General features: G+C 54.0%; 11 protein-coding genes and 1 riboswitch. Of the genes, 5 read left to right on the top strand and 6 right to left on the bottom strand.

The window, feature by feature from the left end; genetic code table 11:
* Positions 1–25: 25 nt before the first annotated feature.
* From ACTHO6_RS19845 to ACTHO6_RS19835, 3 genes are all read right to left on the bottom strand, one after another.
* Entirely contained in the window at positions 26–1,075 is a 1,050-nt protein-coding gene (locus ACTHO6_RS19845) for a TolC family protein (protein WP_440243369.1), read from the bottom strand.
* Positions 1,076–1,261: 186 nt separating this feature from the next.
* Positions 1,262–2,701 (bottom strand): amino acid permease, encoded by a 1,440-nt coding sequence (locus ACTHO6_RS19840; RefSeq protein WP_440243367.1) that lies wholly within the window; start codon positions 2,699–2,701, stop codon positions 1,262–1,264.
* Between the two features lie 113 nt (positions 2,702–2,814).
* Positions 2,815–3,001, bottom strand: a riboswitch (Lysine riboswitch).
* 117 nt (positions 3,002–3,118) lie between these two features.
* Positions 3,119–3,613, bottom strand: a complete 495-nt coding sequence (locus ACTHO6_RS19835; RefSeq protein WP_440243366.1) for a DinB family protein — start codon at positions 3,611–3,613, stop codon at positions 3,119–3,121.
* Positions 3,614–3,778: 165 nt separating this feature from the next.
* On the opposite strand from ACTHO6_RS19835, the gene ACTHO6_RS19830 reads away from it, so the two are divergent.
* Positions 3,779–4,336, top strand: coding sequence for a CGNR zinc finger domain-containing protein (locus tag ACTHO6_RS19830; protein WP_440243365.1), 558 nt, complete (start codon positions 3,779–3,781; stop codon positions 4,334–4,336).
* Positions 4,337–4,484: 148 nt separating this feature from the next.
* The gene (locus tag ACTHO6_RS19825; protein ID WP_440243364.1) at positions 4,485–5,222 is read left to right on the top strand and encodes an alpha/beta fold hydrolase; all 738 of its coding nucleotides are present in this window, start codon (positions 4,485–4,487) and stop codon (positions 5,220–5,222) included.
* Here the strand turns inward: ACTHO6_RS19825 and ACTHO6_RS19820 are convergent.
* The 3 genes from ACTHO6_RS19820 to ACTHO6_RS19810 all read right to left on the bottom strand — a co-directional run bounded on the left by ACTHO6_RS19820 (position 5,196) and on the right by ACTHO6_RS19810 (position 6,666).
* Positions 5,196–5,606, bottom strand: a complete 411-nt coding sequence (locus ACTHO6_RS19820; RefSeq protein WP_440243363.1) for a hypothetical protein — start codon at positions 5,604–5,606, stop codon at positions 5,196–5,198. The two genes, ACTHO6_RS19825 and ACTHO6_RS19820, sit on opposite strands and share 27 nt — an antisense overlap.
* Before the next feature lie 19 nt (positions 5,607–5,625).
* Positions 5,626–6,150, bottom strand: a complete 525-nt coding sequence (locus tag ACTHO6_RS19815) for an ImmA/IrrE family metallo-endopeptidase (protein ID WP_440243362.1) — start codon at positions 6,148–6,150, stop codon at positions 5,626–5,628.
* Positions 6,151–6,219: 69 nt separating this feature from the next.
* Positions 6,220–6,666, bottom strand: coding sequence for a helix-turn-helix domain-containing protein (locus tag ACTHO6_RS19810; RefSeq protein WP_007781582.1), 447 nt, complete (start codon positions 6,664–6,666; stop codon positions 6,220–6,222).
* A 300-nt stretch (positions 6,667–6,966) separates the two neighbouring features.
* Between ACTHO6_RS19810 and ACTHO6_RS19805 the strand changes: the two genes are divergently transcribed.
* The 3 genes from ACTHO6_RS19805 to ACTHO6_RS19795 are packed head-to-tail and all read left to right on the top strand — an operon-like array spanning position 6,967 to position 14,707.
* The gene (locus ACTHO6_RS19805; protein WP_440243361.1) at positions 6,967–8,889 is read left to right on the top strand and encodes a hypothetical protein; all 1,923 of its coding nucleotides are present in this window, start codon (positions 6,967–6,969) and stop codon (positions 8,887–8,889) included.
* Positions 8,890–8,912: 23 nt separating this feature from the next.
* On the top strand, positions 8,913–14,402 hold the full coding sequence (locus ACTHO6_RS19800; protein ID WP_440243360.1) for an RHS repeat domain-containing protein: 5,490 nt from the start codon (positions 8,913–8,915) through the stop codon (positions 14,400–14,402).
* A 17-nt stretch (positions 14,403–14,419) separates the two neighbouring features.
* Entirely contained in the window at positions 14,420–14,707 is a 288-nt protein-coding gene (locus tag ACTHO6_RS19795) for a magnesium and cobalt transport protein CorA (protein ID WP_290426746.1), read from the top strand.
* Positions 14,708–15,162: the final 455 nt, after the last annotated feature.

Genomic DNA, 15,162 nt, shown 5'->3' with positions numbered 1-15,162 from the left:
ATCAGATATTTCGTATCGCGAAATATTAGAAACCGACAGATTGATTCAAGGTGCTGACAGCGATGTTGTATTGATAGAGGGAATCGGCTGCTTTGATTTCGGAATCAAACAATTCGGCTTCTTTTTCGATCAGGTCATGCAAGGATACTTTTTTGTTCGCGTAATCGAATAAGGCGGCTTGATAGTCTTTCCATGCTTCCTCTTTGGCTGCATTGCTTTCATCCAGCGCTTTTTTCGCGGCGACGGCATTTTCGTAGTTGGCGCTCACTTCTTGCTCCACTTTTTTCTGGAGCTGTTGCTTCAAGATTTCCGCTTTGCGCAAGTCGTTCAGTGCGATTCTTCCTTTATATGTACTGATCGCGGAGTACTCGGAGATATAGTCCACTTTTACTTGGGCAAAGGCTCTTTCTGCTTCCGCTTTTACCATGTCCGGACGTTTTTGGAAGGCGAGAGCTTTGGTTTCTTCCAGTGTAGCCAGTGGGGCAGAGGCGAGTTTGCTGGTTTCCAGCAGCCATTGCTTGTCCGCTTTTTCGTTCAGCAGCTCATTGAGCTTGGCCAATGCCTGTTTGTAGCTGTTCTCCAATTCAGCCAGGTTTTCTTTGGCATCGCGGTTGGAGGACCAGGTTTGGCGCTGCATGCTGTTCTTTTGCAGCTTGATTTTTTCCGCGAGAGATTGAGCTTCAAAGTAAGCTTTTTGTACTTGCAGTTGCAAGCTGTTTTTCAAATCGGTATACGAGGCTTCGTCCATCAGCAGATTTTTTTGCGCGCTGGCGGTGTCTTCGTATTTGCTTTTGGCTTCGTCCAGCGTATTGATGTCCTCTTTCTTGATCAGTGCTTTATCCCGCAGCGTCATGAGTGTTTCATAGCGAGTGTTGTCGTAGGTGAGTTGCAGCAGTTCCAGATCCACGTTGTTTTTCAGCGCTTTTTCGACGGCATGCGCAAGAGACAAGGAAGTAATTTGCGTCTGTTCCGCTGCTGCGAGAGGCTCAGCGGCCAGAGCCAGATGGACATTGCCTGCCAAGAGAGCGGCGACCAGGGTGGTAGTAGAAAGGTGTTTGGACAATCTGGATTTCATGGTATTACCTCCTATAAAATGTAAGAAATTGTAATGATAACGATTATCATTATCGAATTTCATGAACATTATATAGTTCCCACATATATTCGTCAATATGAAACGGAAGAGGAAATAAATTTTTCGTAAACAAAAACAGATTCCCTGCGAGGGAGGGAATCTGTTGGGCTGTGGCGACGCTTTTTCTTATTCGTCCATGCTGAGATCGACTTTGTTCAGCGGCACCAGCTTGCTTTTTTTCGTATATTTGTACACGAGCCAGACGATCAAAAACAGCGGCAGGCCGATGTAGGAGACGAACACGCCGTTCCAGTCGATTTCTCCGCCAATGAACGCGGAGTAGTTCTGGCCGATAATGACGATGCAGCAAATGATGAAGGCGAAGATCGGACCAAACGGGAACAGCTTCGCCCGGTACGGCAAATCGCGCAGATCGCGTCCTTGCGCCAGATAAGCTTTGCGGAAGCGGTAATGGCTGACGGCGATTCCAAGCCAGGCGATGAACCCGGACATGCCGGAAGCATTCAACAGCCACACGTACACTTCGCCATCGCCAAACAACGAGGACAAAAACGCCAGGGCACCGATGGCCGCTGTCATGATGAGGGCGTTGACCGGAACGCCATTGCGTGTCACTTTGGCAAACCATTTGGGCGCTTTGCCTTCCTTCGCCAGCGTCCACAGCATACGGGTGGATGCGTACATGCCCGAGTTCCCCGCCGACAGAACGGACGTGAGGATCACTGCGTTCATCACGGAGGCGGCAAAGGCAAAGCCTGCTTTTTCAAACACGATCGTAAACGGACTGATGGCAATATCCGTAATATCTCCGCTGATCAGATTCGGATTGTCGTACGGTACGAGCAGCCCGATAATCAGGATGGCGAAAATATAGAAGAGCAAGATGCGCCAAAAAATCTGGCGGATCGCTTTCGGGATGTTGCGGGCAGGGTCTTCGCTCTCCCCGGCCGCTACACCGACCAGCTCGGTTCCCTGGAACGAGAACCCGGCAATCATGAACACACCGAGAAGGGCCATGAATCCGCCGTTGAATGGCGCGTCGCCTTTGGTAAAGTTTTGGAAGCCGACTGCTTCGCCGCCCATGATGCCGAAAATCATCAGGACACCGATCACGATAAAGACGATGACCGTTATGACTTTAATTAGGGCAAACCAGTATTCGGATTCGCCGTAGCTTTTGACAGACAACAAATTCAGAGCAACCATCAGGCAGAGGAACAGGGCACTCCACAAAATGGCGGGAGTATCCGGGAACCAGTATTTCATAATCAGTGCCGCGGCGGATAGCTCGACGGCAATCGTAATCGCCCAGTTGTACCAGTAATTCCAGCCCAGCGCAAAGCCGAGGGACGGATCGACGAATTTGGTGGCGTACGTAGAAAACGAGCCGGATACCGGCATGAAGGCTGCCATTTCCCCCAAGCTGGTCATCAAAAAGTAAACCATGATACTGATAGCGATGTAGGCAACCAGGGCTCCGCCCGGTCCGGCCTCGTGAATCGAGCCTCCGCTCGCCAGGAACAGACCCGTTCCGATTGAGCCGCCAATGGCGATCATCGTCAGATGGCGGGCTTTCAAACCACGTTGCAGTTGATTCTGTGACATACGATACTTGCACGACCTTTCTAAAAATTTGAGAAGGTCGGTCGGAAACGAAAAAACCGCCAATAGCCAAAAAACAGCACAGGGCGGTATGATCCAATCCCCACCAAGCCTTCACTGAAGATAGCACACCACGTTTGCCCGGCAAGCAAACGTGACAGTTCTGTCCCTTTCGGGTACAGCCCCAGCCCATGCGCACAGAGATACGTCATGAGCTTCGGCGGCTTTTCCCTTTCCTGGAGTCATTGATTTTCTCTGAATCTCGTACAGGATGACATAAAAGCCGCGACCTCTATCCTCACCGTGAATGATGAGGATAACATGTATGAAGTTGATTTATTTATCAACTATATATGATTGATGGCGATTTCGCAATGAAAAAAGTTTGGTTTCAAGATATTGCTAGGGGAGCAGTTTTGGCTATAAAAAGGAGCGGCGGGCGGGCCAGGAGCCTTGCAACTTGCGGATTTGCACGATTTGCCCCGTATGAAAAGCGTCGTGCAGGATGATGCTCATCACGCTTTGTCCGGTCGGGATGTTCGGAAGCGGCTGGTCGAACGCCTCGTCTGACAGAGCGACGAGACGTTCATGAATCTGGCGATGGACGGTTTCCATCCGCTGCACGGTGGCCTGCCAGGCTGCTTCGTCATCGGGCGTTCCCGAAGGCCGGAACGTGTCGTCGTTCGTCTCGGCGGTACCGGAAAAATCCGTGCCGGACAGGCGATGCAGCAAGCGCTCCTTGAAGTAAAGCAGGTGGCTGACATTTTCCCAAATCGTGTTGGCTGCTTCGCCTTCCGGCCGCCAGCTTGCTTGCGCAGCCGTTACGCCGGACAGGGCATCTTTAAGCGGCGGATACCAGTCTTCCTTGTCGTACGTGCATTCCCATTCATGAACAAGCAGTTCCATCCGATTCATGGGTTTCCTCCTCGTCTGTGAAACAGATTGGTGAAACGGTATAATGGCACTAAGAAGCAATTCGTAACCATCTAAACTGATTATGGTCGTTACAAAAAGGGTATCATACGCACGGTTTTGATACAAGAAGCAAAACAAACGAAAAAGCATGGGGGAAATAGCGGAGTGAACTGGCTGTGCATCGATTTTTTAAACAGTGATTGGCGCGATTGGCGCGGGTCTGGCCGCAGGGAAAATCGTCTGGAGAAGCAGGAATGGCTGGAGCAGCTGTTGCACGAATACGATTTGCAAGCCCCGCTGCCGATTGAGGAAGCGAGCGCTGCTGCTCTGGTGCGTTTGCGCCAATATTTGCGCGGGTTGCTGGAGCGGGTCGTGCGCGGAGAGGCTTTGCGTCAGGAGGAGTTGGAGGAACTGAATCAGACGCTGGCGAAGGCGCCTTTTTACGTGCGGGTCATCTCTTTGGACCAGGAAAACGGCTATGGGCAGGAGCTGGTCAGCACTTCTGGCGGCTGGGAGCTGGTGATGGCCCGCATTGCGGCTTCCTTTGCCACGCTGCTGCTTCCTGCGCATGTGCAGCGCATCAAAATTTGCGACAACGAGGATTGCCGGTGGGTATTTTACGATGAAAGCCGCAACCGGGTACGCCGCTGGTGCGACGACAAAATGTGCGGCAATCTGATGAAAGTGCGCCGTTTTCGCGAGCGGCAAAAGGAGAAAAAGTAAAGGGAGAAAAGAAGGGACGACGGAGCTGTCCGCGCGTTTTGGCACACGCGCCCTTTTTTGGCGGGAATGGAGAAAGCATGCACAGGGAGGACAGGATGGAGACATACTAAGAAAGCAAGCAAGAAGGGAACGGAAACGAGGTGGCGGGATGAATCGGAACCCATGGTCGAAGGTGCTGGTGTTGCTGTTGCTCGTCGGAGCCTGTGCAGCGCTCTGGCATTTGCGGCCCTATCAACCCGATCAGGCTGCAAAAGACGCGATGCAGGGAGGCGAGGGGATCACGGTCATCGACACGGGGGACTGGATCGCCTTTGAAGGAGGGGAGACGCGTGAACCCGGCATCATTTTGTATCCAGGCGCTCTGGTCAAGCCCGAGTGCTATGCGCCGCTCGCACGGGCCCTGGCTGGTTCCGGCTATCGGGTGTTCCTTGCGCGGATGCCGCTGAATTTGGCGATCAGCGACGTCATGCGGGCCAATCACGTGCTGCAAGCGTATCCGCAGCAGTCGTTTGTCATTGGCGGGCACTCTCTCGGCGGCACGATGGCAGCCAGGTACGCGGCCAGCCAGCCTGAGCGGATTGCCGGCGTCTTTTTGCTGGGGGCGTATCCGGACAAGCGTGGAGATTTGAGGGAAGCGGATATCCCTGTGCTGTCGCTGGTCGGTTCGCGGGATGGGGTCATCAATCGGGAAACCTACGAACAGAACAAGCAATTTTTGCCGGAGCGCACGGTATACATGTCCATCGAGGGGGGCAATCACGCGCAGTTCGGAAGCTACGGCCCGCAGGAGAAAGACCAGTCTGCCGCCATTACTCCCCAGGAGCAGTGGCAGCAGACGGTGGCGGCGATCAAGGACTGGCTACTGACCGACGTCCTTCTCCGTTAGCGAGACGATGCCGGATACAACGCCGGTAATCCGGATGTTTTCGGAAGGCAGCAGGAGCGGCTCGTCTTCTGGGCGAGTAGTCGTAAACAGACACTCTACGGGATTGACCTCCGCCGCAATCCGGACGAGAAACTGTCCTTCCTGCCGGACCAGAACGGGCCTGTTGCGGATTGGTTCCGCGGAAAAATCGGAAATGAGCAGGGCATCTCCCGGCAAAATGCCAAGGCCGCGCAAACCGTCATCGCGCATGATGAGGGCGAAGCGCGCCACATGGTAGCTCGCCACCGCAAGCGACGACCGTAGCGACAGCTCTTCGTCGTGGTCGAGGGGCAGTTCGAAAAAATGGCGGCTGTATGCGTCTCCGGCTATGAAAATACGTTTCACGAACATCGCCTCCTTACTACTAATCGTAGACGGGAAACCCTTTGGCGTACAGACGGCTGAGAATCCGGTCGAAGCGAGCGCGGGCAAGCGCGAGCGGCACCTGGAAGCGGGTGGCCAACAGCACGGGTGCCTGGTAGCGCGAGCAATCCGCCAGCACGGAGCCCATCATGTAGAGCGGCAGCAGCAGGTGCTCGGCGAAGTGGTTCGCCTGTGATTCCTGCCAGTCGATCATCCATTCGCTGCATTGGGGCTGCACCCCTTCGTGCAGCAGCAGGTGCCCCAGCTCATGGGCGATTTTGACCCGCTGCGTCGCGGGGTCCAGCCGCTCGTCTACCGCGATGATGTAGCGGTTCGGCAGGGTGGGATGGGCGTGGGCGCGGCTTCGGCCCTGGATGAAATGGATTTCGATGCCGTACGTCTCGCAAAGCTGCTGTAGGTTGATGTGCTCCGGCCGCTCCATGCCGTGATGGCGAAGCAACAGGTATACGCGGCTCTCCAGCCATGTTTGCGGTTTGCCGATTTCTTGCAAAAAAGAGAAGTGCATCAAGGACCTCCTGAAACGACTGGAACATACGTTCTGTTTGATTTCGAAAAGAAAACCCCCGCCCAGGGGTTATTTTTTTTTCAGCTCTTCCGTGATGTCAAACAAGGAAGGAGGACGTGTCTCGCGCACCTGGCGCGTTTTCCACTGCTTTTTCAAGTCGTACCAGTAGCGGCGGATTTCTTTCTTTTCCTCCTCGGATGCCTCCAGATAGCCATCCAAAAAATAGTAGTCATCCGGATCGTCGATTTTCTCCTGCAACAGCTCGTCCAGCGAGCGCTGACCAGCCTGCGCAGATGCGGTAGCGACATAGGCTGCCCCATCGTCGGTCCGTCCCAGCAGCCAATCGGTCGTGACCTCCAAAATGTCTGCCAGCTGCATCAGCATGTCATTGGGAGGGGTGCTGTGATTGTTTTCGTAGTTGCTGATCGTTCCCTTGGTCGTGCGGACACGTTCTGCCAGCTCTTCCTGGGTCAGACCTTTTGCCTTGCGAGCTGTGCGTAAGCGCTGAGATAGCATGAGCGCGCCAGTCCTTCCCTTGCATATGTACAACTATATTGTACTAGAGTAAAAGCGAGAAGGAAAGGTTGTATGTGATTTTTATATTTTTTCATTTGACATACAAGAATGTTGTACATTAAGATGCTTGTATAAACAAAACAAGAACGTGTGTTCTGTTTTGTGGGAAAGGAGGGGGACATTTTGGAGGGACAAGTGCCTGACGCCGATGGTCTGTTTCAGAAGCGATCCGGATTTGCTGCGAGAGCAGACCATGGATGAAGACCAGACAGGAAGCAAAAAAGGAAGAGGGGAGAATACATGAGAGGAAAACCGGTTGTTTTCCTGCTGCTTTTGGCTGTATTCGCTGTTGCTTGTTTTCCTGGACGAACGGCTACAGCAGGAGAAGATCCGCTCGCTGCCATCTATGAAATGGATCAGGAGCTGTTGAAGCTTTCGCAGACGTTTGCCTTTTTCCAGGAGGTCGCGTCGCGTAAAAATAATGTGTCGCTCGCAAAGCAAATTGGCGAGGAAGCGTCCGCGCTGTTGCGGCAGGCCAAGGAGCTGCACCACATCGAGGCAGCATCGAGTGAGGCGGAGCGGGCTGTTCAGCAAGCGGCAGTAGAGCAGCAGTTGTTGGCCCAAAAAGCGCCGCTTGCCGATTTGCTGCGCACGTACAACGAAAAGGCGGACGCTTACTGGGAGCAACTTCTGCCAGAACTGTCCGCCGCCCGAACGGGCAAAAGTAGCGCGAAGCAGACGAGTCTGCGCGCAACGAGCGCCGTCCTGGATCCGTTCGAGCCGAATGACGATATCGATACCGCTTACCCGATCACGAGAGGCAATCTGTACAACTCCAAGCTCACCTGGAAAGAGGACATCGACGGATATCGCTACGATTCGGGAGCGCAGGCCGGACAAGCCACGGTCACCTTGTACGTCCCTGACGACGTGAACTACGACCTGATTGTCGTCGAGGCCCCGAACAAGGTGCTTGGCACGAGCATGAAGTCGACATTGGGACAAGACGAGATCATCACGTTCCAGGTTCAGCCGAACAAGACGTATTATTTTTCCGTATTCAGCATGGATCGCCACTACAGCGAAACTTCGGAATACACGCTCGCTCTCAGCGAAGTGACGGCCGTACTCGGACTCAATCAGCCCGTCGATATCAGCCTGCCTGCCGGGGAGATCCCCACGTATCGCTTCACGGCTCCGATCACAGGCCAGTACCGGATTTACACCAGTCCGTACGGCGGGTTTGGGCCGCTGTTTGACACCTACCTGTTCCTGTCTCGCGACGAGCAACTGAAGCAGATCGTGACATTCAACGACGAAGCGACGCCAGGTTCGCTTTTTTCCGCCATCGACGTTTCGCTTGAGGCAGGGGTGACTTATTATGCCTACGTCGCCTCCTATGACAAGACAAAAGGCGTTCACGCCAGACTGACTGCAGCGCTGGATACACAGGCAGCAGTTGCCTCGCCTGTCCTGCATGAATCCGCCGCCAACGATGGAAGCGTCACGGAGCAGCAGGCGATCACGATTACGAACGGAATGCTTGCAGCGGATGCGGCAAGCGCAGTATCCGTCAGCAACGTGCCGCCCGGACTGACGCCACTGGTAACAAGGGAGAGCGATTCCCGGCTCACGATTCAATTCGCGGGAAAAGCGCTCGCTCATGAGCAAAAGCACAGCGCAGACAATTTGTTCGTGACGATTCCCAAAGCGAAGGTGGCCGGGATGGATGCAGATGTGATCGCGGGTCCTTTTGCCATCGAATTTGCCGACACAGAAAGCTTTTTCATAAACGCGCCGCAAGATGTCCATCTGGGGCCAGGGGGCAAAAAAATCGTGAAGTTTACGCCGCCGTCTTCGGGCAGCTTCGAAATTTTTACGAGTTTTTACGGCGGCAATCCTGCGGAGGGAGCGAGCAATACGCAGCTTGCCGTCTATGAAGATTACGCAGGCACGCGGCTTTTGGCGGCCAATGACGACGGCGATCAGCCGCCTTTTTCCAAGGTGAGCCTGTCTATGCAAAAGGGAGAGGATTATTACCTCGTCCTGTCAGCGGCAGACAATGGCGCGGTGCATGCGCGGCTTGCGGCCCGTTACCTGGGCGTGGAATACGTCTACAACGCCAAAGGTCAGCTCGTGCAGATCAAGCAAAACGGCAAAATTTTGGCGGAGTTTACGTATGACGGCAACGGAAATCTCACGCGCAAGCTGATTCATCCATAAGCAGCACAAAGAGGAGGGATAGGATGCGATACAATCGCTGGATGAAGAAAATGGCAGCCGTGGTGTTGAGCGGCTCGCTGCTTTTGCCGAACATGGCTTTTGCAGAGGCGAGCCTGCCCGCGAAGCCGCAAGCTTCCTACGCTTCGGGCGAAAGCACCACGACCAAGAAATGGCTTTCCGCTTATCAGGCTGCCGTGCAGGCGGAAGCGGGGAAAAAGGAACAGCGGCCGGATGAGAAGCCGACCTACAGCAAAGCAGAGGTGATGAAGCGGGACTGGACGCCGCTTCCGGCAGAAAGCGTCTGGCAGTTGTACCAGACAGGCAACAGAAAATTGCTGCAACTTGCGGCGTATGTGTATCCGCAAGTCGATCAACTTTTGTCTCATAACGAGCAGGTCGACAAGTACCAATGGGAGGGAGAGACGTTCCAGCAGAAAATGGACGGGCTGTCCGCTGCCGAGAAACAGCAACTGGAAGCGTCCGTGCCGCAGGTCGTCGCCTTGTACGAAAAAGGCAAGCAGGCGGCGGCGGAAAACCAAACTGCCACGTCAAGCAAGGCGAAAGCGACAGGCAACCTGACGCCAGCCGCGACCGCGACGGCAAGCATCCCTGACGCCATGTTTGAAACCGAAGGATTGACCTACAAATACCAGCGCACCAACACGGACAATCCGGTGGACGAGCTGTATCGGGCAGCCAACGTGCGGGAAGTCGACGTCTACCTGGAAGGCAAGCACGGTATGGACCTGACCATTGAGCGGCGCTATTCGTCGCTCGATGCGATGACCGAAAACATTTACTTGTCTTCGTCCGGCAAAAACAAGACGTATCCGCTGCAGGGGGACCCCAATCCGTTGCCGACGGGCTGGAGCTACAATTTTCCCCGCTTTCAGGAAGTCTCGAAGGAAGACGCGAAGTGCGGCTTCCGCGCGGATGGGTCCAAATATACGTGCGGGGCGACCAGCGAAGGCAAACGGTACATTTTCACGCTGGAAGACGGAACGATTCTGGAGTCTTCGTCCATCAAAGGGGAATGGGTAAACACGCCGTATCAGCCAAATGGCGGCATGCATTTCTATCGCAAACGCTACGGGGAGTTTGGCGACAACCATATCGTCACCCTTTCCGTGGATGGCATGACCTATGAATTTGGCGAGGAGAGCTACTACCGGAACGAAGAATTGTACGTGACCCATCTGGTCAAAAAGACGAACGTCTACGGGGATACGATCCGCTACCGCATTCCCGAAGACTGGGACGAGCCAATCGAAATCACCGACAGCGTCGGTCGTCTGGTCGTCCTGGAGCGCAACTGGGACATTGATCTCAAGGTGTACCAGGACAGCAGCAAGACGAAGCTGCTCAAGCATTTGCAATACGAAAAAGGAGTCGCGGTGAGCGACAAGGACCGGGTTATTGAGTATAGCGTCACGGGTGGGGAGAGCAAAGTGATCGCCGAGTACACCTACCTCAATCCGCGGACGTACGGCACGACCGAGTTCAACCTGCATGCTGGCTACACCTTCCCGGCTCCGGACGGCGTCATCACCTTTGACGACGGCGGCCTGGAGTCGACGGCGTACACGAGCCTGGACCAATCGCGAAAAGCGACCGTCGATTACCGCCTGCTCAAACAAGTCACCTACCCGGTGGAAGGCTTGTCCATGACCTATACGTACAGCATCTACCAGCCGGATGGGCCGGGCTTTCTCGACCGGGGGGTAATCCGGATTTATCACGACAAGGAAGCGTTGACGTACACCAGCTATTTGCCGGTCACGGCGGTCAACTTCCGCTTTGCGAAGACGCCGCATCCCGACCAGCCTGCGACGGAGTGGTATTCGTACACGAAATACTACCCGCACATCACGAAAGAAATCTGGAAGTCGCCGAAGTCGCAATCGGGGCGCCTGGCGAAGCAGTCGCTGGATCGGGACGGTTCGATCGTCGTCTCGCGGATGGTGCAGGCAGGACTGCCGAGTGAAGACAAGACGTACCGCGCCAACGAAGACCGCAACTTCGTGCTGCAATCGGTGAAAACGTACGTCGGCAACGGAGCCGACGCCGACACGATTCAGGGCGCGCTTTCCGTGACGGAAGACGGCAAGACGTATCAGTATGCGCCCGCGAGCTACACGAGCTACTTGTACGAAGACCGGGCCACCAAACCCGCCTATGTGTACTACTTCCTCGGCCGCCCGTCTTCCTTGACCGCGGATGCGGACGTGTACGCGTTCCTGCTCGCCCCGACGTCCGGACGACTGGACAAGGTGCAGGCAAGGCTCGGCCGCTACGCGCACATCATCCAGTACCGCTACAATGAATACGGCGATGTAACCAAGGAAGTCGATCCGAAAGGCAACGTCACACTGCGGCAATACCTCAATCTGTCCGGGCTGCGCGTTCCATCGAGCGTGAAGAAAACGGCGGCGGACAACCCGAACCATTTTCATCACGAGACGTACACATACGGGAGCAATCACCTGGTAGCGACGGAAAAAATCGTCGACTCGTACCCGGATGGCGCCGGAACCAAAGTGGTGCAGGTCGACCGCACGTACACCTACAACGACAAAAAGCAGCTCACCTCGATGACGGAAACGAGCACCGGACCCGATGCCAAAACGGTCACGCAAGACATTTCGCGCTACGATGCGCTCGGCTTGTACCCGGCTGACATCATCTTGGACGTCGAGGTCGTACCTGGGGAGAAGGACATTTTGCATCACGTTTTTGCCTACGACGGACTCGGCCGCCTGATAGCCCGCGCCTATCCGGACAACACCGTCGTCCTGTACGAGTACGACCTGCTCGGCCGGCGGACCAAGGAAAGCGTGACGAGCAAACAGCAGACGCGGACAACGACCTACGCCTACGACGATGACGCGCGCAAAGTCACGATGACCCTCCCGGACGGCAGCAAGCAGGTCACGCAGTTTACGCCATACGGGGAAGTGGAGTATCAAGCGCAGATTGGCACAGACGGCAGTGTCCGTCCGCTTTTGTACAACACGTATTCCCTGGACGGCAACCATTTGTTGTCCAGCGCGCCGTACGCCGACAACAATCGGGCGACGACCTACGTCTATAATGCAGACGGCAGCGTCTGGCAGCAAAAAGACCCGGTTGGCACCACCGTGTACCTGACGGCCAACGCCGTCCGCGACGAAACCAGCTACGTGCCGGCGCTCACCCGCCTGACGCTCGCGCCCAACGGCTTGCAAACCGTTCAATACCACGACCGCCACGGCCAGGTGGAAAAAGAAGTCCGGCGAACCGGGGACGGTACGCAAAGCTTGACGACGAAGCTCGTCCGCAACACGTTTGACCAGGTCATCCAAAAAACGGAGACCGACCAGACCGGAAAAAGCCGCACCTGGACGTATCGCTACACCAATGACGGCAAGATCACCGATTTGCGCGATCCGGAACAAAACCATTACCAGTACGAGTATGACACGCTCGGCAACCTGGTGACGGTCAAGGAAAACCAGGTGCTGACGACGAAAAACCATTACAACGCTCTGTCCTGGAAGCTGAGCGAGCAGGATGTCCCGTCTGGCGCCACCGAATCGTCCGCCTACAACCCCAACGGGACGCTAAACACGTTTACCGACAAGGCAGGCAATCGCCATGCCTACAGCTATACGCCTTTCGGGGAGCTGGCGAGCATCAAGACCCGCAACGCGGCAGGCACGGTGACCAACCTGGAGACGAAAGACTACGTTCCGAACACGTCGCTGGTGCAAAAGGAAACGAACAGCAACGGCGCAGACACCTTCCCGACAGCGAGCCACTACCGGGAGATAACGTACAGCTACGATGCGTTCCAACGCTTGCAAAGCCAGACCGTGTTCGGCCGCACGTACCGATTGGGCTACACGGATCGCGACGATCTCATGGATTCGCTGACGTATCCGGACGGGACGAAGGTGGACTATCGCTATGATCGTGCTGGGCGTCTCACGGAAGTCAACAGCGACCTGACAGGGAAAATCGCATATGCGTACACGGTGGACAACACCGGAGAGCAAACACAGACGACCTATCCGAACGGCCGCGTCAACAAGCGCAAGACCGATTCTTTCGGACAAGTCGAAACCGTGGTGCACGAGCAAAACCAGGCCGCGATCTGGCAAGAGGCCAACCGGTATGCGTTTGGCAACGTGGTTTCCATCCAGCGCAACGGCGTCACTCATCAGTTCGCATACGACAAAATCGACCGCTTGACCAAGGAAGTCGTTCCCGGTACGACGAATCAATATTCGTATGACGGCCGTGGCAACCGCTCGGCTTTCGCCGGCACCTTGCCAACCGACTCAGCCAGCTTCACCTACACCTTCGACGAGCGCAACCGCCTGCGCGGCGTTTTGAACGAAGCAACAGGCGAGACGTCGACGTACACGTATTTCGGAGACGGCCTGCGCGCCACCAAAACCGAAAACGGTGCGCAAACCAAGTACGTCTACCTGAGCGGCAAAGTCATCGAAGAGCTGGACGGCACGAACCAACTAAAGGCGCGCAACGTCTGGGGCAACGAACTGCTGTTCCGCCAGGACGCTTCGTCCGGCAAAAACGGCTATTACCACTACAACAGCCACGGGGATGTCGTCACCATCTCAGACGCAAACGGCCAGGAGCTGAACCGCTACGACTACGACACCTGGGGCAATGTCCTTTCCAAAACAGAGGGGATGTCCAATCCGTATCAGTACAGCGGTGAGATGTACGACGAGCAGACAGGCTTTTACTACTTGCGGGCGCGGTATTACGATCCGAAGATAGGGCGGTTTATTTCGGAGGATACGTATAAAGGGCAAGTGGAGAATCCGTTGAGTTTGAATCGGTATACGTATGTCAAAAACAACCCTTTACGTTATATTGACCCGACAGGGCATTGGGATCAAAAAATTGGCGCTAACTGGGTAATAAACGAAGCGAAGAATAGATGGGCACTAGCACAAACTGTTGGAGAAAAAAGGTATTGGGGAAATTATGCTAATGACATTAGAGCAAAAATGACCAAAGCAGGATATTCCCAGTCAGACATAATGCAACCCTCGGATGCTATGATTCCAGATGAACAAGTAATGAAGATGGCAAGAGAGTCTGCTCCAGGGCTTACATTTATTGCTGACTTTAGCAAAGCAATTTGGGATTACCCAGGAGAAGCCGCCGCAGTAAAAGGTGCGTTCTTTATTGGAAGTTTATTTAACAAGGGGAAAGGCTTTAGTAAGTTAGACGAAGGATTAAACTTTGCTGCTAAAGCTGCTCAGCATATGGACGAGGCTGGAAGATTTGTACCCGTTCAAATTCAACAGGCTGTTATTAAGTATGGTAAAGGACTACCTGACCCTAGAGGCTCAAATGCCACGATGTATTATGATGTTATGTATCGAAACGGCAAACAATATAATATTGAAGTACTATACGATGCTAAAACGAATACAGTTTATCATTTCCAATATACAAGGGAGGCCATTGGCCCTCTTCCAGCTATACCAAAGAAATAAGGAGTGAGGCGGAGAACATGAAAGAACGAACCCCTAAAGAACGCTTGTACTGGTTGATTGAATTATTTCAGCAAAACGAGATTGAATTACCAAGATTCTGCGATGAATTCTCGTATACCTATAACATTGATCTCGATTATGATGAGTTAACAGAACTTGAGCGTGAAATGTTTCGTAATCTAGCGGGTATCGCTTCAAGATTTTCTCCATTCGAGGAGGATCATAAACTTGATCCAAAGGCATTTTATAAAGAAGAGGACGTCAGAGAGATGGTAAAGCTAGTAGTAGGTAAATTGAACATTTGAAAGTAAACGTAGCCCCACCCCAAACGAGTAATCAACAACTCGTCTGGGGTTTCTTTTCGTATTTTTGGCACAACCCCGCCCGTAAGCGCAACACGCACCGCCAATTATAAGCTCCTGATAAAGTGAAGCTAGACAATTTTGAGGATGGGGGCAGGGAGATACCAGAACACTGCCCGCCCCGCCGCGAAATGGCGTGTCTTGGTGTTGTAGAGAGCCACGTATGACGCCCGAATTGCACAAGGATTTGCAGAACCGAGGTTCAGGCTTTCAAAGCAGTGATGTGACAAAATTAAGGATGATTTGCTGTCTGCTCTGAATGGTGGGTATACATATGTGTTAGCCTCTAGCGGTAGCCGCCTAATCTATTAGAGACAAAAATGGATCGGCTACACTGAATTGGACAATTCTCTTAAGGTCTAGTAGATTGTAAGCAAATCGAAATAGAACGGAGAGAT

The organism is Brevibacillus sp. SAFN-007a (assembly GCF_051967035.1).
Classification (GTDB): Bacteria; Bacillota; Bacilli; order Brevibacillales; family Brevibacillaceae; genus Brevibacillus.
This window is presented reverse-complemented; position numbering and strand designations above follow the sequence as displayed.